Consider the following 24,569-nt stretch of genomic DNA (forward strand, 5'->3'; position numbering starts at 1 on the left):
CCTCTGTTCTCTTTATGTTCGCAGCGATGGCGGCCCCTGTCAACAATCCCGATCACGGTTTTTGCCGCGACTGCCTGATGCTTCAGCGCAGCCAGACGCGCCGCTGCGAGCGCTGCGGCAGCCCCCGGCTTGCGCGTCATCCCGAGCTTTACCGGCTGCATCTGGCCCATATCGATTGCGACGCCTTCTATGCGGCAATCGAAAAGCGCGACAATCCGGCGCTCAAGGACAAACCGTTGATCATCGGCGGCGGCAAGCGCGGCGTCGTCTCCACCGCATGCTACATCGCCCGCATCCAGGGGGTCCGCTCGGCCATGCCGATGTTCAAGGCGCTCGAAGCCTGCCCGGAGGCGGTGGTCATCAGCCCCAACATGGAAAAATACGTCCGCGTCGGCCGCGAAGTGCGCGCCATGATGCAGGCGCTGACGCCGCTGGTCGAGCCACTGTCGATCGACGAGGCGTTTCTCGACCTCGCCGGCACCGAACGACTGCACGGCCTGCCACCCGCTGTGGTGCTGGCGCGCTTTGCGCTGGCGGTCGAGAAGGAGATCGGCATCACTGTTTCGGCCGGCCTGTCCTACTGCAAGTTCCTCGCCAAGATAGCGTCGGACTTCCGTAAACCGCGCGGCTTCTCGGTCATCGGCGAAGCCGAGGCGGTCGGCTTCCTGGCGGCGCAGCCGGTGACCATGATCTGGGGTGTCGGCAAGGCGTTCAACGCAACGCTGGAGCGTGACGGCATCCGCACCATCGGCCAGCTGCAGCAGATGGATCGCGGCGACCTCATGCGCCGCTATGGCACGATGGGCGACCGGCTCTACCACCTTTCGCGCGGCGAGGATGTCCGCCGCGTCGATCCCGATCAGGACGCCAAGAGCGTATCGGCCGAAACCACCTTCGACACCGACATCGCGTCGCTGGAGGAACTGATCGCGGTTCTCAGGGGTCTTTCGGAAAAGGTTTCGGCACGGCTGAAAAAGTCAGGCATTGCCGGGCGCACCGTGGTGCTGAAACTGAAGAGCCAGGATTTCAAGCTGCGCACGCGCAATCGCCAGCTCGGCGACCCGACCCGGCTCGCCGACCGCATCTTTCAGACTGGGGTGGAGCTTCTGCGCAAGGAAACCGACGGCACGAAGTATCGGCTGCTCGGCATCGGCGTCAGCGACCTCTCGGACGACGACAAGGCCGACCCGCCCGATCTGGTCGACATCCAGTCGCGCAAGCGCGCCATGGCCGAAGGCGCCATCGATGCCTTGCGCGACAAGTTCGGCCGCAAGGCGGTGGAAACCGGCTACACATTCGGCAAGGGCCGCGATGCCCATCCGCCGGAGCCGCTCGAGGATTAGGTGCGCTGCAAGTCTATCCTGCTCGTCACCACGCTCTTGCCGGTTTTCGGGTCGGTGTCGATGACGGTCAGCCGCATGCCGTTCTCGCCGCGTTTCTCGACCTTCATCTGCGCCCTTCGGTCGCCATTGACCTCCTTGGCCCAGCGAATGCCCAGGTTGATCGCATTGCCCGAACGGCTGCCGTTGAGTTGCGCCGGTCCCGTGCGAGAGCCGACATAGGTGCCGCTGTATTTGGCACCTGTAACTTTCAGATTGGCGCTGATGGCCCGCGACACCACAATGAGACCGCGGCAATTTCCATCCAGCGATAGCGAGGTTGAGGTCGCATTCGACTTGAAGCTGCACGATACGGTGACGTTCGGAGCATCCGTGGTTACCTGGACAGTGCCCTTGCCGGCGAAATTGCCCTTGAACGACTGGAGAAATTGGGTCTCGTCGGCATGTGCTGCGCCTGCCGCAACCAATAGACCGCCGGTAAGCGCGAATTGCGCGAAGGATCTCATCGAAGCTCTCCTTGTCGTTTTCGAAAAAAGGCGGGGCGATCCACGAGCACGGCTGACCATCGGGACTCAACGCCACCTACCGTTTCAGGTTCCGCCCGCCACATGACTGTTTTACAACATCGAGCCAGTCGCGACTGGCCCAGAAGAATGCCTTGGCTAGCGGTTGCGGCAGAGGTGCTGGCCTGCGACATAGCGCGAATGGCACCCACCCCCTCGATCCCCAAGGCCGCGTTCTGGATGGCGCTGTCTATCGCCTCGTTCCTTGGCATGACGGTCGCCGGCCGGGCCACGACAGCGGAGCTCAACGTCTTCCAAGTGCTGGAGTTGCGCTCCGTGATCGGCTTCTTCATCCTGCTGCCGCTGGTGATGATGAGTGGCGGCTTTCAAGCCATGCGCACGCAGCGCCCGGTTGCCCATATCGCCCGCAACGTCATCCATTACACGGGCCAGGCGGCATGGCTCTACGCCCTCACCTTGATTCCGCTGGCCGTGTTGATCTCGATCGAATTCACCACTCCGATCTGGACAGCTATCCTGGCGGTGATCTTTCTGGGCGAAAGGCTGAACCGGCCGAAGTTGGCAGCGATCGCGCTGGGGCTGATCGGCGTGGTGATCATCGTGCGCCCCGGTGTCGGCTCGGTCGATCCTGGACATCTGGTCGTGCTGGGCGCCGCGGCATGCTTCGGCATCTCGGTGGTCACCGTCAAGTCGCTGACCCGGACGGACAGCGTCGTACGCATCATCTGCTGGATGCTGATTGTCCAGTCGGTGGTCGGTCTCATCCCGGCACTCTATACGTGGCGCAACCCGCCACTGGAGCTATGGCCATGGATCGTGCTGATCGCCTTCACCGGCATGTCGTCGCATTTCTGTATGGCCCGCGCGCTTGGTTATGCCGACGCGACCATCGTCTCGCCGATGGATTTTCTACGCGTGCCGCTATCGGCACTGATCGGCTGGCTGCTCTATAGCGAGCAGATCGACGCCTTCACCGCCGGCGGCGCGCTGCTGATCCTGATGGGCAATCTGCTCAATCTGCAGCGCAGGCAGATAAAGCCGGCCGAAGTGGCGGCGTCGTAGTCCCGCCGGCCGTCAGTTCCCTTCGTCGGGTATGTTGAGAAGATGGCCGCAGGCCTTGCAATGCACGGCGTCCGGCTCGTGCCGCCGCAAGCCGCACTGCGGACAGGGAAACAACACCTTGGCTGGCCGGAAGATCGCCTGAGCCAGTCTGACAAACAGCGATATGCCGATGATCATGGTGACGATTGCCGTCAGCTTGCCGGCCATGCCCGGCAGCACGATGTCGCCGAAGCCGGTCGTCGTCACCGTGGCGACAGTGAAATAAAGCGCGTCGATATAGTTTTCCAGGCCAGCGCCAGTGCGAAAGAAGAACGTGTAGACGAAGCCGGTGATGACGAACAGGAAGGTCAAAAGGTTGATGACCGCGTGGCTGGCCTCTCGCCACGGCCGCAGGCCTCGCATCTCGAAATGCCGCCAGAGCGAACCGCTGCGTGACAGCGACCACAGCCGCAGGATGCGCAGGAAGGCGAGATTGGCGAACGCCGTTGGCATCAGCAGCGTCAAGAGGATGAAGACATCGACCCACGACGTCGGCTGCTTCATCAGCCGCAGCATGTTCTTGGAGGCAAGCAGGCGGGCAGCGAGGTCCGCGGCAACCAGCGCGGCCGCCGAATAGTCGAGCCAGAGGAATGACGGCTTGTCCTGGAGAACCGGCGTCGCGATGAAGAAGGCGATGATGGCGAGGTCGATGACGACGGCCACCAGTTGGAACCGGAAAGCGGCCGGCGTGCGCCCATGATAAAGCTTGCGCAGCCGGTCACGCAGCCGCGCCAAGACCGAAACCGCCTGCGACCCATTCCTCTGCGCCGGCTTCATGCTGACTGCGCTGGCGTTGGCGGCAGCGACCGCCCGGCTGATTGCCGCGCGCCGAAAAGAGCGGGGGTCACACCAATTCCACTTCGACCACGCCCGGCACCGCGCGCATCGCCGAGGCGATCTGCGGCGAGATACGGTAGCGGTTCGGCAGCTCTATCTCGATTTCACCCTCGCCTTCTTCCTTGATCAGCACGAAACTGACCTGGCCTTCGCCCCTGACGGTCAGTTGGCCGGCCAGCGTGTTGATCGGCGTGGCGTTGCGCACGAAGATACGCAGCGCCTTCTGGATGCGACTTGCCTCATCCTCCAACGACTGCACCGAGTTGATGCGCAGATTGACGCCTTCCGGCCTGTCCTCGGCCGCAACGGTGATAACGACGGAGCGGCCGGCCTCGAGCAGGTCGCGATACTGTGCCAGTCCTTCCGAAAACAGCACGGCTTCGTACTGGCCTGACGTATCCGAAAAGGCGATGACGCCCATCTTGTTGCCGGTGCGCGTCTTGCGTTCCTGTTTGGATGTTACCGTGCCGGCCAGACGGCCGGCGGCGGCACCGCGTTTGACGGCCGCCGAGAACTCGGCCCACGTCTGCACCCGCATCTTCTGCAGGGCCGCCTTGTACTCGTCGAGCGGGTGGGCCGAGAGGTAGAAGCCGACCACCTGGAATTCACGATGCAGCCGGTCGGCGGCGAGCCACGGCTCTGTCGCCGGCAGATTGAGTGCCTGCGACTGGGCGCCGAGCGAGGCGCCGAAGATGTCGTGCTGTCCGGAAACCGCGTTCTGCTGCGCCAGCGACGCCAGTCCCATCATGCGTTCCACGCCCGCCATCATCGACGCGCGGTCGTGGCCGAAGCAGTCGAGCGCGCCGGCCATGATCAGGCTTTCGAAGACGCGCTTGCCGACGATCTTGGGATCGACCCGCTCGCAGAAATCGGCGAGGTTCTTGAACGGCTTTTCGCCACGCTGGGCAACGATGTGCTCGACCGCCGCGTCGCCGACGCCCTTGAGCGCTGCCAGCGAATAATAGATGCGGTTCTCACCGACCTCGAAGGGGCGAAAGCTCGATGTCACCGACGGCGCCAGCACCTCGATGCCGAGGCGCAGCGCGTCCTGGCGGAAATCGGCGAGCTTGTCGGTGTTGCCCATGTCGAGCGTCATCGACGCCGCCAGGAACTCGACCGGATAATGCGCCTTGAGATAGGCGGTCTGGTATGAAACCACCGCATAGGCGGCGGCGTGCGATTTGTTGAAACCATAGTCGGCGAACTTGGCCAGCAGGTCGAAAATGAAGTCGGCTTGCGGCTTGCCGACGCCACGCTCGACCGCGCCGGAGACGAAGCGCTCGCGCTGCTTGTCCATCTCGGCGCGAATCTTCTTGCCCATGGCGCGGCGCAGCAGATCGGCTTCGCCGAGCGAGTAGCCCGACAGCTCCTGCGCGATCTGCATCACCTGTTCCTGGTAGACGATGACGCCTTGCGTCTCCTTCACCAGATGGTCGATCTTGGGATGGATCGAGGCCATCTCCTCCTCGCCATGCTTGCGGGCGTTGTAAGTCGGGATGTTTTCCATCGGGCCGGGTCGATACAGTGCGACCAGCGCGATGATGTCCTCGATGCAGTCGGGCCGCATGCCGATCAGCGCCTTGCGCATGCCGGCACTTTCCACCTGGAACACGCCGACCACTTCGCCGCGCGACAGCATGGCGTAGGTCTCGGGATCGTCGAGCGGGATGGTTGCCAGGTCGATCTCGATGCCGCGCCGGCGGATCAGCTTCACCGCCGTCTCCAGCACGGTCAGCGTCTTCAGGCCGAGGAAGTCGAACTTCACCAGTCCGGCCTGCTCGACATATTTCATGTTGAACTGGGTGACGGGCATGTCCGAGCGCGGATCGCGGTACATCGGCACCAGCTCCGAGAGCGGCCGGTCGCCGATGACGATGCCGGCGGCGTGCGTCGAGGCATGGCGGTAGAGGCCTTCCAGCTTCTGCGCCATGTCGAGCAGCGTCTGGACGATCGGCTCCCTCTCGGCCTCTTCGGCAAAACGTGGCTCGTTGGCGATGGCGTCGGCGAGCTTGACCGGATTGGCCGGATTCTGCGGCACCATCTTGGAGAGCTTGTCGACCTGGCCATAGGGCATCTGCAGGACGCGGCCGACGTCGCGCAGCACGGCGCGCGCCTGCAGCGTACCGAAGGTAATGATCTGGCCGACCTGGTCGCGGCCGTATTTCTGCTGGACGTAGCGGATGACCTCCTCGCGCCGATCCTGGCAGAAGTCGATGTCGAAGTCGGGCATCGACACGCGGTCGGGATTGAGAAAGCGCTCGAACAGCAGCGAGAAGCGCAGCGGATCAATGTCGGTGATGGTGGTCGAATAGGCGACCAGCGAGCCTGCGCCCGAACCGCGGCCAGGCCCGACCGGAATTCCTTGCGCCTTGGCCCATTTGATGAAGTCGGCAACGATCAGGAAGTAGCCGGGAAACTTCATCTTGGTGATGATGCCAAGCTCGAAGTTCAACCGCTCGCGGTATTGCTCGACCGTATAGCCCGCGGTCGGGCCATGCATGGCAAGGCGCGCGTCGAGCCCCTCATGGGCCTGGCGGGCCAGTTCGTCGGCTTCCGCCTGCACGGCGGCGTCATTGTCGGCGACATCGCCGCCGGTGAAGCGCGGCAGGATCGGATTGCGGTTCTTCGGGTAATAGGAGCAGCGCAGCGCGATCTCGACAGTGTTGTCGATCGCCTCCGGCAGGTCGGCAAAGAGCCTTGCCATATCGGCCTGGCTGCGCAGGAAATTGTCGGGCGACAGCCGGCGGCGGTTGTCGGCGGCAACGACCGATCCCTCGGCAATGGCAATCAGCGCGTCATGTGCATCATAGTCGTCGCGAGAGGAAAAGAACGCCTCGTTGGTGGCGACCAGCGGCAGTTCATGGGCATAGGCCAGATCGATCGAGGATTTTTCGATCACGCGATCATAACCGGAAACCCGGTCAAGCTCGACATAGAGCCGGTCGCCGAACATATCCTTGAGAGTCAAAAGCCGGGCTTCGGCCAGATCGCGGCGATCTTCCTTGAGCGCGGTGCCGATCGGTCCGCGCGGTCCGCCGCTGAGGCAGATCAACCCGTCACAATAGCCTTCCATCATTTCGGTGGTCAGGTGCACGGCTTCGCCCGGCGGCGTTTCGAGGTAGACGCGGCTGACCAGCCTGACCAGATTGGAATAGCCCGCCTCGGTCGCGGCAAGCAGGACGACCGGCCGCATATCGGGACCTTGCCGTCGGCGGTCGCGCTGGCCATCGCTGTTTTCGCCGGAAAAGGCGAGCGCCGTCTGGCAGCCGATGATCGGCTGGATGCCGTCCTTCACCGCCTTCTGCGCGAATTCGAGCGCGCCGAACAGGTTGTTGGTGTCGGTAACGGCGATGGCCGGGGCTTCGTCCTTGACCGCATGAGCCACCACCTTGCCGATCTGCAAGGCGCCTTCCAGCAGCGAATAGGCCGAATGCACGCGCAAATGGACGAAGGGCCGCGCCGGGGCCTCCGGCCGCGCCGCAGCAATCGCCGCTTCGCGCTTCAAGGGATCGCGGGGGAGTTTTTCGTCGGCCATGGTGCTGCGTGAAGGTCCTTGAGTCGATGGAGATGTATTGTCCGGGACCGCGCGATGCCAGTCCAGCACAAACCACTGCTGATCACAGGCTGCCTGCCCGGCTAGCCCTAAGCAAACTCCATGATCACGGCGTCGACAGCCAGGCTGTCGCCAGGCTTGGCGTTGAGTTTGGAGACGACAAGGTCGCGTTCGGCACGCAGCACGTTTTCCATCTTCATCGCTTCGACCACAGCCAATGTCTCGCCTGCCTTGACCTCCTGGCCTTCGGCAACGGCAATCGACACGACAAGGCCGGGCATCGGGCAAAGCAGCAGCTTCGACGTGTCCGGCGCCACCTTTTCGGGCATCAGCCTTTCCAGTTCGGCGGTGCGCGGCAGCATGGCGCGCGCGGTCACCGACATGCCTTTCCAGGCGATGCGAAAGCCATTGGCGACCGGCCTGACCTGAGCCGTAACCTTGCGCTTGCCGACCGTACCGCGCCAGACCAGATCGCCCGGCCGCCAGTCGGATGCAACGGTCAGCGCCTTGCCGCCCGCGATCGACAGATCGACTTCCATCGGAATGGAAATCATGCCCTCGATGATGGACGCCGACAGATAGTCATCATCGATCTTCACGACCCAGTCGCGCTTCAGCGCTCCCGAATGCGGCGCCAGGCGCCCGCCCAGCCGGTCAAGCCGATCACGTCGCAGCAGTTCCACTGCGGTCGCGATCGACGCCAGCACCGCTTTCTCGTCGTCGTTCGGCACGACCGGCGCGAAACCGTCGGGATATTCCTCCGATATGAAAGCGGTCGATATCCGCCCTTCCCGCCAACGCTGATGCTGCATCAAGGCAGCCAGGAACGGAATGTTGTGCTCGATTCCGTCGACGACGAAGCTGTCGAGCGCTTCCGACATGGCATCGATGGCTTCCAGACGCGTCGGCGCCCAGGTGCACAGCTTGGCCAGCATCGGATCGTAGAACATCGAGATTTCGGAGCCTTCGGTGACGCCGGTGTCGTTGCGGATGACGACATCGCCGAATTGTCCTTCCTCCGGCGGCCGGTAGCGGGTCAGCCGGCCGATCGAAGGCAGGAAATTGCGGTAAGGGTCTTCGGCATAGAGCCGGCTTTCCACCGCCCAGCCGTTCAGCTCGATGTCGCTTTGCTTCAGGCCAAGCTTTTCGCCGGCGGCGACGCGGATCATCTGCTCGACCAGATCGATGCCGGTGATGAGCTCCGTCACCGGGTGCTCGACCTGCAATCGTGTATTCATTTCAAGGAAATAGAAGTTCTTGTCCTTGTCGACGATGAATTCGACCGTGCCGGCGCTCTGGTAGTCGACGGCCTTGGCCAGCGCCACAGACTGCTCGCCCATGGCCTTGCGTGTCGCGGCGTCCAGGAATGGCGACGGCGCCTCTTCGGCGACCTTCTGGTTGCGTCGCTGGATCGAGCATTCGCGCTCGCCGAGATAGAGCGCGTTGCCATGCGCGTCGGCCAGCACCTGGATTTCGATGTGGCGCGGATCGACGACGAATTTCTCGATGAAGAGACGATCGTCGCCGAACGAACTCTTGGCTTCCGAGCGCGCGCGGTCGAAGCCATCGCGCACTTCGGCTTCGCTCCAGGCGATGCGCATGCCCTTGCCGCCGCCGCCGGCCGAAGCCTTGATCATCACGGGATAACCGATTTCGCCGGCGATCTTTTCGGCATGATCGGCATTCTCGATGACGCCGAGCCAGCCGGGCACGGTGGAAACCTTGGCGGCGTTGGCGAACTTCTTCGATTCGATCTTGTCGCCCATCGCCTTGATCGCCTTGGGCTTCGGGCCGATGAAAATGATGCCTTCCGCTTCCAGCGCCTCACAGAAGGCCGCCCGCTCGGACAGGAATCCGTAGCCGGGGTGCACGGCCTGGGCTCCCGTCTCCTTGCACGCGGCGATGATCTTTTCAGGGACGAGATAGCTCAGCGCGGCTGGCGAAGGCCCGATATGCACCGCCTCGTCGGCCATCTCGACATGCACGGCGTCGCGATCGGCATCCGAATAGACCGCGACCGTGGCAATGCCCATCTTGCGTGCCGTCTTGATGACGCGGCAGGCAATTTCGCCGCGATTGGCGATCAGGATCTTGGTGAACATGCGAAATGTCATCCCTCGGGTCGGCCGTTCCTTTTATGGCCTGTGCTTGCAGGGTCAAGCCGACCATGCAATTCACTGCCTTTCAATCGACTTGCGATTCCAATTCATCGCTGTGGCCCAGTCGGGGAGCCAGCTGCCAGTTGATCTGCCAGTTGATCGTGTCGGCAAAACCTGAAACCTTGGAAAAAAATTCGCATTGGAGGACGCCTGATGAAAACCCGCGCCGCTGTCGCTGTCGCCGCCGGAAAGCCGCTGGAGATCATGGAGGTCGACCTCGAGGGCCCGCGCGAGGGCGAAGTGCTGGTCGAGATCAAGGCGACAGGCATTTGCCACACCGACGAATTCACACTGTCGGGCGCCGATCCGGAAGGTCTGTTTCCGGCCATCCTCGGCCATGAGGGTGCCGGCGTCGTCGTCGATGTCGGCAAGGGTGTCACCTCGCTCAAGAAGGGCGACCACGTCATCCCGCTCTATACGCCGGAATGCCGCCAGTGCCCGTCCTGCCTGTCGAGAAAGACGAACCTCTGCACGGCGATCCGCGCCACGCAGGGCCAGGGCCTCATGCCCGATGGTTCATCGCGCTTCTCGATCGGCAAGGACAAGATCTTTCACTATATGGGCTGCTCGACCTTCTCCAACTTCACCGTGCTGCCCGAGATCGCACTGGCCAAGGTCAACCCCGACGCGCCCTTCGACAAGATCTGCTACATCGGCTGCGGCGTCACCACCGGCATCGGTGCCGTGATCAACACCGCCAAGGTCGAGATCGGCGCCACCGCGGTCGTCTTCGGCCTCGGCGGCATCGGCCTCAATGTCATCCAGGGCCTGAAACTTGCCGGCGCCGACATGATCATCGGCGTCGATTTGAACAACGACAAGAAGGAGTGGGGCGAGCGCTTCGGCATGACGCATTTCGTCAATCCGAAGGAGATCGACGGCGATGTCGTGCCCTACCTCGTCAACATCACCAAGCGTGGCGCCGACCAGATCGGCGGCGCCGACTACACATTCGACTGCACGGGGAGCACCAAGGTCATGCGTCAGGCGCTCGAAGCCTCGCATCGCGGCTGGGGCAAGTCGGTGGTCATCGGCGTTGCCGGCGCCGGCCAGGAGATCTCGACCAGGCCGTTCCAGCTGGTCACCGGCCGCACCTGGATGGGCACCGCCTTCGGCGGCGCGCGCGGCCGCACCGATGTGCCGAAGATCGTCGACTGGTACATGGACGGCAAGATCCAGATCGACCCGATGATCACCCACACGCTCAAGCTCGAGGACATCAACAAGGGTTTCGATCTCATGCATGAGGGCAAATCGATCAGAAGCGTCGTGGTTTACTGAGGAAGATCGCAGGCCGCGGTCCAACCGGCGCGCGGCCTCCGTGGTTCACAATGGGAGGAGAAAAGAAACATGAGCGAACTCCCCGCCATTCTCGTCGATGCAGACGCCTGCCCGGTCAAGGCCGAGGTCGAAAAAGTGGCCGACCGGCATGGCGTCGTTGTCACCTACGTCTCCAATGGCGGCCTGCGGCCGTCGCGCGATCCGATGGTCCGCAATGTCGTGGTCTCCAAGGGCGCTGATGCCGCCGACGACTGGATCGTCGACAATGCACGCACCAACGACATTGTGATCACCGCCGACATTCCGCTGGCCGCCCGCGCGGTGGCGCTTGGCGCCCATGTGCTTGGGCCAACCGGACGTCCCTTCACGCCGGAAACGATCGGCATGGCGGTGGCGATGCGCGACCTGAAGCAGCATCTGCGCGAGACCGGCGAAAGCAAGGGCTACAATGCCAGCTTCGCGCCGCAAGACCGGTCGCGGTTTCTGGGCGAACTCGATCGCATCTTGCGGCGTGCCATGAAATCGGCCACACCGGATTAGCGCTATCCAGGGCTGGAACCACCATGGCCGCCGAAGCTCCGATAGACAAACCCATGCAGCGCCACATGCTGTTTGCTGTGTCTGCCTGCTTCGGCGTCTTTGCGCTTCTGGTGGCGTTGCTGCTGCACGCTCCGCTTGCCTATTCGATCGGCGCCAACGCGTTCTTTGCCGCCTATGTCATTCTCGTCGTCGCCCAGATGCCGAAGTTCACCGGCAGGTATCTGAGCAAGAATGCGCGCGCCACCGACCAGCCGGTGCTGGTCATCTTCGCCGTGACGCTTGTCGTCGTCGGCGTTGCCGTTGTCGCATTGTTCCTGCTGATCAATCAGAAGGACAGAAGCCATCCCATCGAGCTCTTCTTCGCGCTGCTGTCGATCCCGCTCGGCTGGTTCACCATCCATGCCATGGCAGCGCTCCATTATGCTCATGTCTACTGGATGGATGGCGATGCGATGGATGCCGAGACCAGGAAGAAAATCCCGGTCGGCGGACTGCTGTTTCCGGGCGACAAACGGCCGGAGGGTTGGGACTTCCTCTATTTCTCGACGGTGATCGGCATGACGGCGCAGACCGCCGACACCAACATCTCGACGACGCATATGCGTCGTGTCGTGCTTGTCCACTCGATCCTGTCGTTTTTCTTCAACACGGTCATCGTCGCCGCTGCCGTCAATCTCGCCGTCAGCCTGGGCGGTCCGTAATAAATCCGTGATCGGATGAAACATCGGTTTGGATCGCGACGTATCAGGAGGACAATGAGCGCGCAGGCCATGCCGCGAGGCCGGGAGACGAAACACGATGGAATCCGTTGCCAGAAGCCAATCCGCCGCCGATCCAGGCGCTTCGGCGTCGAACGACAAAACGCTGATTTACCGGCAGTCGCGCTGGACGCGGCTGACGCATTGGCTGTGGGCCATCTCGCTGTTCTTCATGCTGTTGTCCGGCCTGCAGATCTTCAATGCCCGTCCGCAGCTCTATATCGGCAAGCAATCGGGCTTCGATTACAACAACACCATCTTCGCCATCGGCGCCGAGAACTCCGATGCGGGTCCGCGCGGCTACACGGAGATCTTCGGCAAACGCTTCAACACCACTGGGGTGCTCGGCTGGTCGGGTCCGGCCGGCCAGGAGACGTCCCGCGCCTTCCCGTCCTGGGCGACCATCCCGTCCTACTATGATCTCGGCACTGCGCGCGTCATCCATTTCTTCTTTGCCTGGATACTCACCACGACGTTGATCGTCTGGCTGGTCGCCAGCATCGTCAACGGTCACATCCGCCGCGATCTCGCGCCACGCCTCGACGATTTGAAGCGGTTGCCGCAAGACATCGTCGACCACGCCAAGCTCAAATTCCACCACACGCGCGAATACAACACGCTGCAGAAGATGGCCTATGGCGGGGTTCTGTTCGTGCTGCTGCCGCTGATGATCATCACCGGTCTGGCGATGTCGCCAAGCATGAACTCGGTGCTGCCTTTCCTCAACGATCTGCTCGGTGGCCGGCAGACGGCACGCACCATCCATTTCACCGTGATGGTGCTGCTGGTCGCCTTCTTCGTCGTCCATATCCTGATGATCCTGGCCGCCGGCCCGATCAACGAGCTGCGCTCGATCATCACCGGCTGGTACCGCACCGATCCTCCCGCACAGAACGACAATACAGCCGAGAGGAGTGCCTGACATGGCGAAGTTTGAGATCAGCCGCCGCAAATTCCTGACCGCTGCCGGCCTTGGCGCTTCCGGTATCATGCTGTCGGGCTGCGACGCCTTTGACAGCCAGCTAAGCGTCGGCAGCGGCCTGCGCAGTTTCCTCGAAAACGCCAATGGCCTGACATACCGGGCGCAACGCCTGCTCGCCGGACGCGGTGCGCTGGCGCCGGAATTCACCGAGGCCGATATCCGCCAGCCGCAGCGGCCGAACGGCGTCACCGCTCCCGATGACGACGTCTACAAGGGCCTGCTCGCCAACAATTTCGCCGACTGGCGTCTGGAAGTGACGGGTCTTGTCGAAAAGCCGCTGTCGCTCAGCCGCGAGCAGCTCCAGAACATGCCAAGCCGCACCCAGATCACCCGCCATGACTGCGTCGAAGGCTGGAGCTGCATAGCCAAATGGACCGGCACGCCGCTGTCGCTGGTGCTGGACCAGGCGGTGGTCAAACCGCAGGCGCGCTATGTCATGTTCCATTGCCTCGACACGATCGACCGCAGCCTGTCGGGCGACATCAAATATTACGGCACCATCGACCTCATCGATGCCCGTCACCCGCAGACGATCCTCGCCTACGGCCTGAACGGCAAGCCGCTGCCGGTCGAGAACGGCGCGCCGCTGCGGGTTCGCGTCGAGCGCCAGCTCGGCTACAAGATGCCGAAATATCTCTACAAGATCGAACTGGTCGACGGCTTTGCCGATGTCGGCGGTGGCAGGGGCGGCTATTGGGAAGACAATGGCTATGACTGGTACGGCGGGATCTGAGCTGCACACCGCAAATCCGGCGCTGAAGATGCTAGCCTAGCGAGCGGCGAAACAGCTCGCCTTTTCCGGCAATCTGCTCGCCAATGCCGCCAAGCCGCAGCATATGCCAGGCAAGTGCATGGTTGCTGGAGGTGACCGGTTTCCCCAACTCCTTCTCGACCTCCTCGATGATGCGGGCAACGCGCATGCTGGTGCAGGAAACGAACACCGCATCACAGTCGCTCGACGCACCGATTTCCAAGATGGCCTGCTTGACCGATGCCGGCGTGATGCGTGCAACGACATTGTCGTCCGCCTCGTTGAAGGAGCCCATGACCGGAATATCCATCCCCCGCGCCATCAGCGATGCCCGCAGCGAATGATTGATTTTCGCCAAGTAAGGGGTGAGCAGCGCGATCCTCGAGACCCCCAGGGCCTTCAGCGCGGCGCGTGCCGCGGTCACCGGATTGGTCACCTGCACACCAGGCAGCACCTCGTGAACGCGCTCGGCAACCTTATCCTCGCCGATGACCAGCGCTCCCGACGTGCAGGCAAAGCCGATCACATCGAACTTGACGTCGGGCAAGAGTCCCACCGTTGCCGGGATTACCGCCGACATTTTCATCAGGTTTTCCGGTGTGATCTCGACATCGCTGTAGAGCCGCGCCTCGTACAGCGCGATGTCGCGCGCGGGCAGCGCATACCGGAATTCATCCTCGATGGTCTGGTCGGTCCGCAGCACGAGCAGGCCGAGATTGGCGCGCGTGCCGATACCGTCATCGGTCTTGAAGGGAATGTGTTCCTTGTCGAGGACAAGCGTGTCGTCGGCGCGGCTAACCGGGGCGTCCATGGCGCAGTCCCCTCCCTGATGCCAATCAGAATTGTCGACAATAGAAACGGCGATATTGCCGAAACTGTCAAGGGCTCTGTGCAGATCCTGGGAACCGGTAAACGCCTGAATTTTGCGCTTGCGCGGATCGCTTGTCCGTCGCCGACCCATTCACCGTTGACAGGGATCGGCGTCTTCCTATTGAATTGTCGACAATAGGAACACAGCCCTTCGGGACAGCAATGCGCGTATTGATCTTGGGCGGCGGCGTGGTCGGGATCACCACCGCTTATCAGTTGCAAAAGGACGGCCACGCGGTCACTGTTCTCGAGCAGGCACCGCAGGTGGCCGAGGGCGCGAGCTGGGCAAATGCAGGCATGATCGCGCCCGGTCACTCCTTCGTCTGGTCATCACCAGCCGCGCCAAAAATCCTGCTGAAGTCGCTGTTCCTGAAAGACCAGGCGCTTCGCTTCAAACTTTCCGCCGACCCGCATCTCTACAGCTGGTCGCTGCGCTTCCTCAGGGAATGCACGGCCGCCAAAGCGCGTCGCAACACCCTCCTCAAACATCGGCTTGCGGTCCATTCCCAATCGGTCCTGCAGGCGGTCGTCAGGGAGGAATCGATCCAATACGACAGGACCTCGGCCGGCATCCTTTACTTCCACCGCAGCCGTCAGGCGCTCGACAAGGGCGTCGCCAACATGCGCCTGCTGGAGGCCGACGGCCAGGAGATCCGCATTGTCGACGCACAGGAAATCATTGACCGCGAGCCGGCGCTGGCTTCGTCGCGCGGCAGCATTGCCGGCGGCATAATGTGTCCAACCGATGAAACCGGCGACGCCGCCAAGTTCACGCGCGCGCTGGCGGCCATCGTCGAAACGAGGGGCGGCAAGATCCTGACAAGCACGAGGATCGTCGGGATCGAACGCAGGAATGACGCGATCATCCGGGTCGTCACCGACAAGGGAGAATTTCTGGCCGACACCTACGTTCTGTGTCTCGGCGCCGAAAGCCCGATCCTCGCCCGCAAGATCGGCCTTGGTTTGCCGATCTATCCGGTCAAAGGATATTCCCTGACCATTCCCATCGTCGACCCGGCGCTGGCTCCAAAACTCCCCGTCATCGATGAGCACAATCTCGTTGCCATCACGCCGATGGGCGATCGCATCCGCGTCACCGCCACCGCGGAATTCGCGGGCTATGATCGCAGCCACAAGCCTTCGGATTTCGCCTTCATGAAGCGCGTCACGCAGGACCTGTTCCCGCGCGGTATCGCCTATGATCGCGCCGAAATGCGGGCCTGCCTGAGACCCATGACGCCCGACAATCTGCCGATCCTCGGCCTGCGCAACATCAAGAACCTCTGGCTGAACACCGGCCACGGCCATATTGGATGGACGATGGCGCATGGATCGGCCCGCATCGTCGCCGAACTGATCGCCGGCCGGGCTGCGCCGATCGCCCTCGACGGTATCCTTCCCACACAGGCGCGGTTCGCCGAACCAAGCGCCGCAAAGGCTTGACCGACGCCATGCTCCGACCCACCAGGCACAGCAACCAGGACGACGATGCGGCGTTGGCATCCAAGCCGATCAAGACCGGCCCGCGCGTCTATGAAGAGATCCGTCGCATGGCGATGGACTATCGCTTCAAGCCGAACGAGCGCATCAACGAAGTGGCGCTTGCCGCGAGGCTGAATGTCAGCCGCAGCCCGATCCGGGAGGCCCTCCAGCGGCTGGTCACGGAGGAACTCATCACCTTCCAGACCAATCGCGGCTTCTTTTGCCGCGGCTTCGATGTCGACGAGGTCGTCAATCTTTCCGACGTGCGGGCGGTGCTTGAGGAGCGCTCCGTCAGGCTGGCGATCCAGCGCGCGACCAATGAAGAGCTCGCCGCGCTCGTCGACTGGTGGACGCTCACCATGGCGCGCGCCGACTCGTTTTCCAGCGCCGAGCTGACCGCCAGGGACGAGGAGTTTCACATCCGCATCGCCAGGCTGTCAGGCAATCCCGAACTGGCGCGCATGCTCGAAGGCATCAACACGCGCATCCATTTCGTTCGCAAGATCGAAGTGGAGAAGCACCGGCGACTGTCGACGACCTACACCGAACACAGCGAAATCGCCCGAGCCATGGTAGCTCGCGATGCCGACACGGCCGCAAGGCTCATGCATGACCACATCGACATCAGTGTCGCCGATGCCATGTCGACCGTCCGGGAAGGCCTGGCCCGGATATACGTCGACGTCGATCAGATCTGACCAGCATCCCGGAACCGATTAAGCAATCCCTGGCCGGTCAGGCAACCTTGTCGAGCAGCGGCCTGAGCGCCGGGTGAATTTCCGGCGAGGCGTGCTTGATCAGGGTCAGCAGCGCGCGTTCGTTCTCGTAAAGTGGCCTGTCGACGCCGATATGTTCGATCAGCCAGCCGGCTTCGCCGGCATCGATCGTCTCGGCACGGCGGGCCAGGGCCTCGGCCGCCCTGTTCTTGGCTTCCCATTCGGCTTCGATGTCGCCAGGAGATCGGTAGGCCTCCATGATGCCGGCAAGCCCGCCGGAGATCATGCGGCTGAAGAAGCCGCCGATTTCCGGATCGGCATGTTCGAGGAAGGCGTCATGGCGCAGCGCCACGTCGCGCGTCGGTGCTTCGTAGCCGGCCGAGCACATGACGAAATTGGCGATCGCCTTGACGAACAGCTCGTTCCAGGACGGATCGTTTTGTCCTTGAGCAGTCCGCTCGTTGATCTTGAGCAGCACCTCGGCCTCGGCGCGCGTGATGGCGATGTTGCCGTCGCCGCCATGGGCATGGAGGATCCGGCGCAAAAGCTCGACCTCCGCCTGCGCGACGAGGCCCGGAGCCAGCACGCCGCCGAGCATCAGCGGCCCCTTGCCGTCAATGACGGCATGCGCCACCTGCTCCAGCGCATACACACAAAGCTGGGCCGGCGACGATTTCGCCTGTTCCAGCACATGCACCAGCAATTCGAGTTCGGTCCGGCTGTCGACCATGCCGTCGCGCGAGATCGTGCGGATCAGCCAGTCGGCATTGTCCTGCGAGATATAGCCCGACGGCTTTTCCTGGTGGACGATATAGTCGGTGACCGCCTCAATGAAGAAGGGCGGCCATTCCTGGCATTTGTCCTTCGCCGTGCCATCGAGCGCGAACAGCGCCTCGGCCTCGCCACGCGTCACGACGCCGTCGCCGAACACTTCATGGCGCAACATCGCCACGTCCTCCGCGGCGATGCGGCTTTTCGAGGTCAGCCCGGCCACCGGCGCGCTCATGATCAATTCGCCCATTTGTCGTCCCCGTCCGCCGTCGCCAAGCGCCGGCCCCATAGCGTCACACAAGCCAACATATCAGCAGTGTCTTGAAAAACCGGCAAACGGCGTGGTTAGTGAAGACTTGTCGCCAACGCATGTCGCCTGAAAGCGTGCCGCGGTTTGAAGAACGACATGCACCCGCTTTAGATGTTGCTGACAGGTGACAAGCCGTCGCGCGCAAGCTATGGATGGCGCGTCGAGGACTCAGGGTCTTGAGTCCTACCTGTTTGCGGGAGAGAACAGCGAGAGCTGTCGCCGAAGGGGAAATCGCCCGAAATCTCTCAGGCAAAAGAACCGTAGACGGGAAAGACACTCTGGAAAGTCGGGGCTTGCCCCCGCGCCGAAGGTGTAAGCGCCGCTGACAGAGTTCCGGCTGCGCGAGTCTCTCAGGCTTCAGACAGAGGGGCACGGACTGGTCGCCATTCGCGACCGATTGCGTGCGACTCTGGAGACGACATGACGGGCGACGACACAAAACACCTTCCCCTTGAAGATATCCATATGGCCGCCGGTGCGCGCTTCGGCGCCTTTGCCGGCTGGTCGATGCCGCTGACCTATCCGGCCGGCGTCATGAAGGAACACCTTCACACCCGCGAGCAGGCCGGCCTGTTCGACATCTCGCACATGAAGCTGTTCGAGGTCAGCGGACCGGAAGCGGCGGCACTGCTCAACCGTGCCTGCCCACTGGATGCCGGCGGGCTCGAAATCTCGCAATCCAAACTGTCCTTTTTCCTCAACGAAGCAGGCGGCATCCTCGACGACCTGATCGTCACCAGGCTTGGCGATGCCAGGTTCATGGTGGTCGCCAATGCCGGCAACGCCGTAGCCGACGAAAAGCATTTGCGTGCACTTGCCGCGGATTTCGACGCCAGGATCGAGCCGCTCGACCGCGTCTTCCTGGCCATCCAGGGTCCTGAAGCCTGGGCCGCCCTTTCCCGCGCCGGCATCGAGACCGGCTCGCTGCTGTTCATGCATGGGGTCGAACCGCGCAAGAACTGGTTCATGAGCCGGTCGGGCTATACCGGCGAGGACGGGTTCGAGATCGGCTTGCCGGAGGCCGATGCACGCGACCTCGTCGCGAAGCTGCTCGGAGACGAGCGCGCGCTGTGGATCGGCCTGGCCGCGCGCGACAGCCTGCGCCTGGAGGCCGGTCTCTGCCTGCATGGCCAGGACATCACACCGGAAACCGACCCGGCCAGCGCCGCCTTGATGTGGGCAATTCCAAAGGACATCCGCGCTTCCGGCACTTTCATCGGCGCCGATGCGCTCCGCGCCGCGGTGGAACGAGGACCCGCGCAAAAGCGCGTCGGTTTGAAGCCGGAAGGCCGCCAGCCGGTGCGTGGCGGTGCCGCGCTCTTCGACGCCGACGGCAATTCGGCCGGCCATGTCACATCGGGCGGCTTCGGCCCCTCGGCCGGCCATCCGGTCGCCATGGGCTATGTCTCGACACCTCTGGCAAAGCCCGGAATACGGGTTTTCGCCGATGTGCGCGGCACGAGAATCCCAGTCGATATCAGCTCCCTGCCCTTCACACCGCATCGCTACCGAAAAGGATGATCTCAATGGCAACGACCTATTTCACATCAGATCACGAGTGGCTCCGCGTCGAGGGCGGCATCGCCACGGTCGGCATCACTGATTACGCGCAGGAGCAGCTCGGCGACCTCGTCTTCGTCGAACTGCCGGAGACGGGAAAGAAATTGACCAAGGGCGACACCGCCGTCGTGGTCGAATCCGTCAAGGCGGCGTCCGATGTCTATGCACCAGTCGACGGCGAGATCACCGAGGCCAACGGCACGCTGTCGTCGGATCCGTCACTGGTCAATTCGGCCGCAACAGGGGCCGGCTGGCTGTGGAAGATGAAGCTTGCCGACGAAAGCCAGCTCGCCGGTCTCATGGATGAGGCCGCCTACAAAGCCCATATCGGTTGATATCAGGACTTATTGAGATGACCGCAGCACCCTACCCCTTCTCGGCCCGCCATATCGGTCCCGGCCTCAACGATACCAGAGCCATGCTGGCCGCCATCGGCGTGCCCTCGATCGAGACGCTGATCAGCCAGTCCGTCCCGAAGTCGATCCGGCTCGATCGGCCGCTTGCCCTGCCGGCACCAGCGAGCGAGGCGGAAGCGCTGGCTGAGCTTTCGGCTGTCATGGCCGGGAATACGGTGCTGAAGAGCTTCATCGGCGCCGGTTATCACGGCGTCCATGTGCCGCCGGTTATCCAGCGCAATCTGTTCGAGAACCCGGCCTGGTATACGGCCTACACGCCCTATCAGGCCGAGATCAGCCAGGGCCGGTTGGAAATGCTGTTCAACTTCCAGACCCTGGTCACCGAACTGACCGGCCTGCCGGTGGCATCGGCGTCGCTGCTGGATGAAGCAACCGCCGTGGCCGAGGCGGTCGGCATTGCGCTGCGCCATCACCGCGACAAGCGCACCAAGGTAGCACTTGCCGGCACGCCGCACCCGCAGACGCTGGACGTGGTGCGCACCCGCGCCGAGCCGCTCGGCATCGAGATCGATGGCGAGACGATCGACGACAACACCGCCGCCCTGCTTGTCTCCTGGCCGGATACATTTGGCGTCTATGGCGACCACAAGGCAGCGATCGACAAGGCACACGCGACCGGCGCCCTCGTCGTCTTCATCGCCGACCCGCTCGGCCTGACGCTGACCGACGCGCCGGCCAAGCTTGGCGCCGACATCGCCGTCGGCCCGATGCAGCGCTTTGGCGTGCCGATGGGCTTTGGCGGCCCGCACGCGGCCTATTGCGCCGTCTCCGACAGGCTGACGCGGCTGATGCCTGGCCGCCTGGTCGGCCAGTCCACCGACAGCAAGGGTCGGCCCGGATACCGGCTTGCCTTGCAGACGCGTGAGCAGCATATCCGCCGCGACAAGGCGACCTCCAACATCTGCACCGCGCAGGCGCTGCTCGCCAATATGGCGACCGCCTATGCCATCTGGCACGGCCCCGCCGGGCTGCAGGCGATTGCCGGGCGCATCCACACGCTGGCCAATCGTCTTGCCGCCGGGCTCAAAGCAGCAAACATCTCCGTGCTCGGTTCAAGCCGCTTCGACACGGTGACGGCCGAGGTGAAGGGCAAGGCAGCTTCGATCGCCGCCGCCGCTGAAAAGGGCGGCAGATTGCTGCGTGCCGTGGATGCCGACCACATCGGCATCGCCTTCGACGAAACCTCCACCGAGGCCGATCTCGACGCAATCGCGGCCCTGTTCGGCGCCAAGGCTGGCGCCTCCGCCGACAGCACGGTGCCCGGCAAGCCGCGCGGCAAGGAGTTCCTGACCCAGCCTGTTTTCCGCGAAAACAAGTCGGAAACCGAGATGATGCGCTTCCTGCGCCGGCTGGCCGACAAGGACCTGGCGCTCGACCGCGCCATGATCCCGCTGGGATCCTGCACCATGAAGCTCAACGCCGCCGCCGAGATGATGCCGGTGAGCTGGCCGAGCATTGCCAATCTGCACCCTTTCGCCCCGGCCGCGCACTCGGCAGGCTACCGTGCCATGATCGGCGAGCTGGCGGGCTGGCTGTCGGAGATCACCGGCTTCGACGCCGTCACCTTGCAGCCCAATGCCGGCAGCCAAGGCGAATATGCCGGACTGCTCGCCATCCGCGGCTATCACCGCTCTCGCGGCGACAACCACCGCACCGTCTGCCTGATCCCCTCCTCGGCGCATGGCACCAATCCCGCGAGCGCGGCGATGGCCGGCATGAACGTCGTCGTCGTGCGCTGCACCGAAGACGGCAACATCGACATGGACGACATGAAGGCCAAGGCGACTGAGCATGCGCAAAATCTCGCAGCGCTGATGTTCACCTATCCCTCGACGCATGGCGTGTTCGAGGAAGGCGCACGCGATCTCTGCGCGCTGATCCATGAGCATGGCGGCCAGGTCTATTTCGACGGTGCCAACCTCAACGCGCTGGTCGGGCTTGCCCGTCCCGGCGACATCGGCGCCGATGTCTGCCATATGAACCTGCACAAGACCTTCTGCATTCCGCATGGCGGCGGCGGACCCGGCATCGGGCCGATCGGCGTCAAGGCGCATTTGAAGCCGTATTTGCCCGGCCATGTCACTGAAGGCTCGGCGCACGCCGTCTCCGCCGCCCCCTTCGGCAGCGCCTCGATCCTGCCGATCACCTGGATGTATATCCGCATGATGGGCGCCTCGGGCCTGAAGCAGGCGACCGAAACAGCGATCCTTTCCGCCAACTACATCGCAACGCGGCTCGGTGCGCATTTCCCGGTGCTCTACAAGGGCAGGCAGGGACGCGTCGCGCATGAATGCATCCTCGACACCCGTGTGCTCAAGGAGAGTGCAGGCATCAGTGTCGACGATGTCGCCAAGCGACTGATCGATTATGGTTTTCACGCGCCGACCATGTCGTTCCCGGTCGCCGGCACGCTGATGGTGGAGCCGACCGAGTCCGAGCCCAAGCGGGAAATCGATCGCTTCTGCGAGGCCATGATCGCCATATCGGCAGAGGCAGCAAAAGTCGCCAGGGGCGAATGGCCTTTGGCCGACAATCCGCTGGTCAACGCGCCGCACACCGCCGCCGAGGCGCTGGCCGGCCAGTGGAACCATCCCTACTCGCGCCTGGAAGCGGCCTATCCGGCCGGCGACGCCGACACGGCAGCCAAGTACTGGCCTCCGGTGTCACGCATCGACAATGTCGCCGGCGACCGCAACCTGGTCTGCTCGTGCCCGCCGCTGTCCGACTATCTGGGGGCCGCGGAGTAATTTACGCTGAGCGCAAGGCCGGCTTGATCGGCTCGGCCTTGCCCATCCTCTTGCGGCTGATGACGCAATTTCGTCCGGCGCGTTTGGCGGCATAGAGCGCTGCGTCTGCCTCGGTGAGCACGTTGTCGAGGCTGCTGCCGCTTGCCTCGCCAAAGCCGATGCCGCCGCTGACCGTGCTGCGCAATTTGCCGAGCTGGGTGGGGACGATTTCGGCGCCGAAAGCCACGCCGATCTTGCTGGCGAGATCGTAGGCCTTTTCGTCCGTCATCCGCGACATGACGACTGCGAACTCCTCGCCGCCAAGGCGAAAAGCGTCGACGCCGGGCCGGGCATATTTCTTGATGACGGCGGCAAAACGGCACAAGACCTGATCCCCAACCGGGTGACCGTAGACATCGTTCGTCCGCTTGAAGTGGTCGAGGTCGAACATGACGATGGACATGAATGGACCGAAACTCCGCTCGCCGTAAAGCGACGTCAATGCCCGGCGGTTCAGCAACCCTGTCAGCGGGTCGGTCATGGTCTCGGCCTTGAGCTCGATCTGCGCCTGCAGATGATGGAGGGAGAGCGTCAATGCTCCGAGCCCGGTCATGCAGGCCACCGCCACGACGGAATTCAATCGTTCGGCCCAATTGTCGGGCGCAATCGCGAGCGTCCATTGCCCCTTGGTCAGCAGAACCACGCCGCAAAACGCAAACGACATCGCGCAGGTGCCGCTCAGAAACGAAACCACCAGAAGGATGCGGCGATCGTGACTGCCGTTGATCCAGAACATGGCGCCGATCGCCGACAGCAGCGCCGTCACCGTGGTGTAGGTGATGATGAAACCAACGCCGTCAAAGCCAAGGAAAGTGACAGCGGCACAGATAGTCATGGCAGCAAGCGCCGGTGCAACGGCGCGCCTGTAGCCGGGCACGCCGAGATATTGCATGGCCGACAAGCAGAGGATCAGGAACCCCAGGCTGAGCAGCGCAAGCACGATCTGGCAAAGCAGCGGATCGGGATCCTTGGTGTACCGCCAGAACAGGATCACATGCGCGACGAGCACCAGAATTCCGCACGCCACCGTCAGCACGAAACCTGCCTTGGGTGCGGTGAACCAGATCGCAAACATGGTGACGCTGAGGCATATGCCCGACAGCGCGGCTGCGAGCAGGAGCGAACTGAAGTCCAGCATATCGGGCAAGGGCCTCTCGAGCGTCGGCGGTTGCGCTGCATTCTAGGTCAGCGGCTGCCCCCAGATACGGATTTTCAGGCGATCCATCGATGCAACCTGCAGATAGGGTTTACAAAGCGTCGATGGCACGTGTCCCGAAACCGGACCATTGGACGCGAGATCAACCCTTGTTCAGGAGAGCGAGGTTGGCGTTGACGACGGTGGGATCGGCCATGCCGGCCTTCGCTTCGAGCAGCAGCGCCTTGGCCTTCTTGCGATTGCCGCGCAGCAGTTGCGAATAACCCATATTGTTGACGATCTGCGGCCTGCGACCGGCGACTTTCAGAAGCTGGCCGTAGGCACGGTCGGCGAAGTCGAAGCGGCCGAGTTCATCATAGGAAGCCGCGAGCCCCATCCAGGCCTCCGCATTGTCGGCCTTCAACTCGACGGCCTTGCGGAAGTGCTTTTCGGCGAGGCCGTAATTGGCGTCGCGAAACTGCGCCTTGCCTTGCGCCAGATCGGAGGTTTCGGTGTCTTTAGCCGCCGGTTGGATGGCGGTGGTCTTGGTGGTGTCGACGCCACTCGTCGAACATCCAGACATCATCAAGACGGCCGCCATCGTGGCCATTGCCGGGAAATTATTGTGACGCATGCCCCTGCCTCATCGCCCGATTTGCCGGGTCGTTCTTCAGGAAACACAATATATCAGCGGCGA

20 protein-coding genes and 1 riboswitch are annotated in these 24,569 nt (G+C 63.0%); of the genes, 12 read left to right on the plus strand and 8 right to left on the minus strand.

The window, feature by feature from the left end; all coding sequences use genetic code 11:
- The first annotated feature begins 14 nt into the window (after nt 1-14).
- A complete protein-coding gene (locus tag MESCI_RS20895; protein ID WP_013531937.1) occupies nt 15-1,343 on the plus strand; it encodes a DNA polymerase IV in 1,329 nt (442 codons plus the stop codon).
- Here MESCI_RS20895 and MESCI_RS20900 read toward each other — a convergent pair.
- Entirely contained in the window at nt 1,340-1,846 is a 507-nt protein-coding gene (locus tag MESCI_RS20900) for a hypothetical protein (RefSeq protein ID WP_013531938.1), read from the minus strand. The genes MESCI_RS20895 and MESCI_RS20900 overlap by 4 nt on opposite strands.
- Before the next feature lie 198 nt (nt 1,847-2,044).
- On the opposite strand from MESCI_RS20900, the gene MESCI_RS20905 reads away from it, so the two are divergent.
- Entirely contained in the window at nt 2,045-2,926 is an 882-nt protein-coding gene (locus tag MESCI_RS20905) for a DMT family transporter (protein ID WP_013531939.1), read from the plus strand.
- Between the two features lie 12 nt (nt 2,927-2,938).
- Here the strand turns inward: MESCI_RS20905 and MESCI_RS20910 are convergent, their stop codons facing one another.
- The 3 genes from MESCI_RS20910 to MESCI_RS20920 all read right to left on the minus strand — a co-directional run bounded on the left by MESCI_RS20910 (nt 2,939) and on the right by MESCI_RS20920 (nt 9,457).
- A complete protein-coding gene (locus tag MESCI_RS20910; protein WP_013531940.1) occupies nt 2,939-3,742 on the minus strand; it encodes a potassium channel family protein in 804 nt (267 codons plus the stop codon).
- A gap of 67 nt (nt 3,743-3,809) precedes the next feature.
- Nucleotides 3,810-7,337: a DNA polymerase III subunit alpha gene (dnaE, locus tag MESCI_RS20915; RefSeq protein WP_013531941.1), complete on the minus strand. Its 3,528-nt coding sequence runs from the start codon at nt 7,335-7,337 to the stop codon at nt 3,810-3,812.
- Nucleotides 7,338-7,444: 107 nt separating this feature from the next.
- Nucleotides 7,445-9,457 carry an acetyl-CoA carboxylase biotin carboxylase subunit gene (locus MESCI_RS20920; protein ID WP_013531942.1) on the minus strand — a complete coding sequence of 671 codons (2,013 nt, stop codon included), beginning with the start codon at nt 9,455-9,457 and terminating at the stop codon, nt 7,445-7,447.
- A 210-nt stretch (nt 9,458-9,667) separates the two neighbouring features.
- Here MESCI_RS20920 and MESCI_RS20925 point away from each other — a divergent pair, with 210 nt between their 5' ends.
- From MESCI_RS20925 to MESCI_RS20945, 5 genes are all read left to right on the plus strand, one after another.
- Nucleotides 9,668-10,795, plus strand: coding sequence for an S-(hydroxymethyl)glutathione dehydrogenase/class III alcohol dehydrogenase (locus MESCI_RS20925; RefSeq protein ID WP_013531943.1), 1,128 nt, complete (start codon nt 9,668-9,670; stop codon nt 10,793-10,795).
- 69 nt (nt 10,796-10,864) lie between these two features.
- Entirely contained in the window at nt 10,865-11,335 is a 471-nt protein-coding gene (locus MESCI_RS20930; RefSeq protein WP_013531944.1) for a YaiI/YqxD family protein, read from the plus strand.
- Nucleotides 11,336-11,358: 23 nt separating this feature from the next.
- Nucleotides 11,359-12,036 carry a DUF1345 domain-containing protein gene (locus MESCI_RS20935; RefSeq protein ID WP_013531945.1) on the plus strand — a complete coding sequence of 226 codons (678 nt, stop codon included), beginning with the start codon at nt 11,359-11,361 and terminating at the stop codon, nt 12,034-12,036.
- Nucleotides 12,037-12,133: 97 nt separating this feature from the next.
- Nucleotides 12,134-13,015, plus strand: coding sequence for a cytochrome b/b6 domain-containing protein (locus MESCI_RS20940; RefSeq protein ID WP_013531946.1), 882 nt, complete (start codon nt 12,134-12,136; stop codon nt 13,013-13,015).
- A gap of 1 nt (nt 13,016) precedes the next feature.
- On the plus strand, nt 13,017-13,808 hold the full coding sequence (locus MESCI_RS20945; protein WP_013531947.1) for a molybdopterin-binding protein: 792 nt from the start codon (nt 13,017-13,019) through the stop codon (nt 13,806-13,808).
- Between the two features lie 31 nt (nt 13,809-13,839).
- Here the strand turns inward: MESCI_RS20945 and MESCI_RS20950 are convergent, their stop codons facing one another.
- Complete coding sequence (locus tag MESCI_RS20950) at nt 13,840-14,637, minus strand: maleate cis-trans isomerase family protein (protein ID WP_013531948.1); 798 nt, start codon at nt 14,635-14,637, stop codon at nt 13,840-13,842.
- Between the two features lie 221 nt (nt 14,638-14,858).
- Here MESCI_RS20950 and MESCI_RS20955 point away from each other — a divergent pair, with 221 nt between their 5' ends.
- Nucleotides 14,859-16,139, plus strand: coding sequence for a D-amino acid dehydrogenase (locus MESCI_RS20955; protein ID WP_013531949.1), 1,281 nt, complete (start codon nt 14,859-14,861; stop codon nt 16,137-16,139).
- 8 nt (nt 16,140-16,147) lie between these two features.
- A complete protein-coding gene (locus tag MESCI_RS20960) occupies nt 16,148-16,876 on the plus strand; it encodes a GntR family transcriptional regulator (protein ID WP_013531950.1) in 729 nt (242 codons plus the stop codon).
- Between the two features lie 37 nt (nt 16,877-16,913).
- Here the strand turns inward: MESCI_RS20960 and MESCI_RS20965 are convergent, their stop codons facing one another.
- Nucleotides 16,914-17,915, minus strand: coding sequence for a hypothetical protein (locus MESCI_RS20965; RefSeq protein WP_013531951.1), 1,002 nt, complete (start codon nt 17,913-17,915; stop codon nt 16,914-16,916).
- Nucleotides 17,916-18,159: 244 nt separating this feature from the next.
- Nucleotides 18,160-18,246, plus strand: a riboswitch (glycine riboswitch).
- 149 nt (nt 18,247-18,395) lie between these two features.
- On the opposite strand from MESCI_RS20965, the gene gcvT reads away from it, so the two are divergent.
- The 3 genes from gcvT to gcvP are packed head-to-tail and all read left to right on the plus strand — an operon-like array spanning nt 18,396 to nt 22,698.
- Complete coding sequence (gene gcvT / locus MESCI_RS20970) at nt 18,396-19,496, plus strand: glycine cleavage system aminomethyltransferase GcvT (RefSeq protein WP_013531952.1); 1,101 nt, start codon at nt 18,396-18,398, stop codon at nt 19,494-19,496.
- 5 nt (nt 19,497-19,501) lie between these two features.
- Nucleotides 19,502-19,870 carry a glycine cleavage system protein GcvH gene (gene gcvH / locus MESCI_RS20975; RefSeq protein WP_013531953.1) on the plus strand — a complete coding sequence of 123 codons (369 nt, stop codon included), beginning with the start codon at nt 19,502-19,504 and terminating at the stop codon, nt 19,868-19,870.
- 17 nt (nt 19,871-19,887) lie between these two features.
- The gene (gcvP, locus tag MESCI_RS20980) at nt 19,888-22,698 is read left to right on the plus strand and encodes an aminomethyl-transferring glycine dehydrogenase (protein WP_013531954.1); all 2,811 of its coding nucleotides are present in this window, start codon (nt 19,888-19,890) and stop codon (nt 22,696-22,698) included.
- Between the two features lies 1 nt (nt 22,699).
- Here the strand turns inward: gcvP and MESCI_RS20985 are convergent, their stop codons facing one another.
- Together MESCI_RS20985 and MESCI_RS20990 are read right to left on the minus strand one after the other, a co-directional pair.
- On the minus strand, nt 22,700-23,875 hold the full coding sequence (locus tag MESCI_RS20985) for a GGDEF domain-containing protein (RefSeq protein WP_013531955.1): 1,176 nt from the start codon (nt 23,873-23,875) through the stop codon (nt 22,700-22,702).
- Between the two features lie 160 nt (nt 23,876-24,035).
- The gene (locus MESCI_RS20990; RefSeq protein ID WP_013531956.1) at nt 24,036-24,506 is read right to left on the minus strand and encodes a hypothetical protein; all 471 of its coding nucleotides are present in this window, start codon (nt 24,504-24,506) and stop codon (nt 24,036-24,038) included.
- Nucleotides 24,507-24,569: the final 63 nt, after the last annotated feature.

The organism is Mesorhizobium ciceri biovar biserrulae WSM1271 (genome assembly GCF_000185905.1).
GTDB lineage: Bacteria > Pseudomonadota > Alphaproteobacteria > Rhizobiales > Rhizobiaceae > Mesorhizobium > Mesorhizobium ciceri.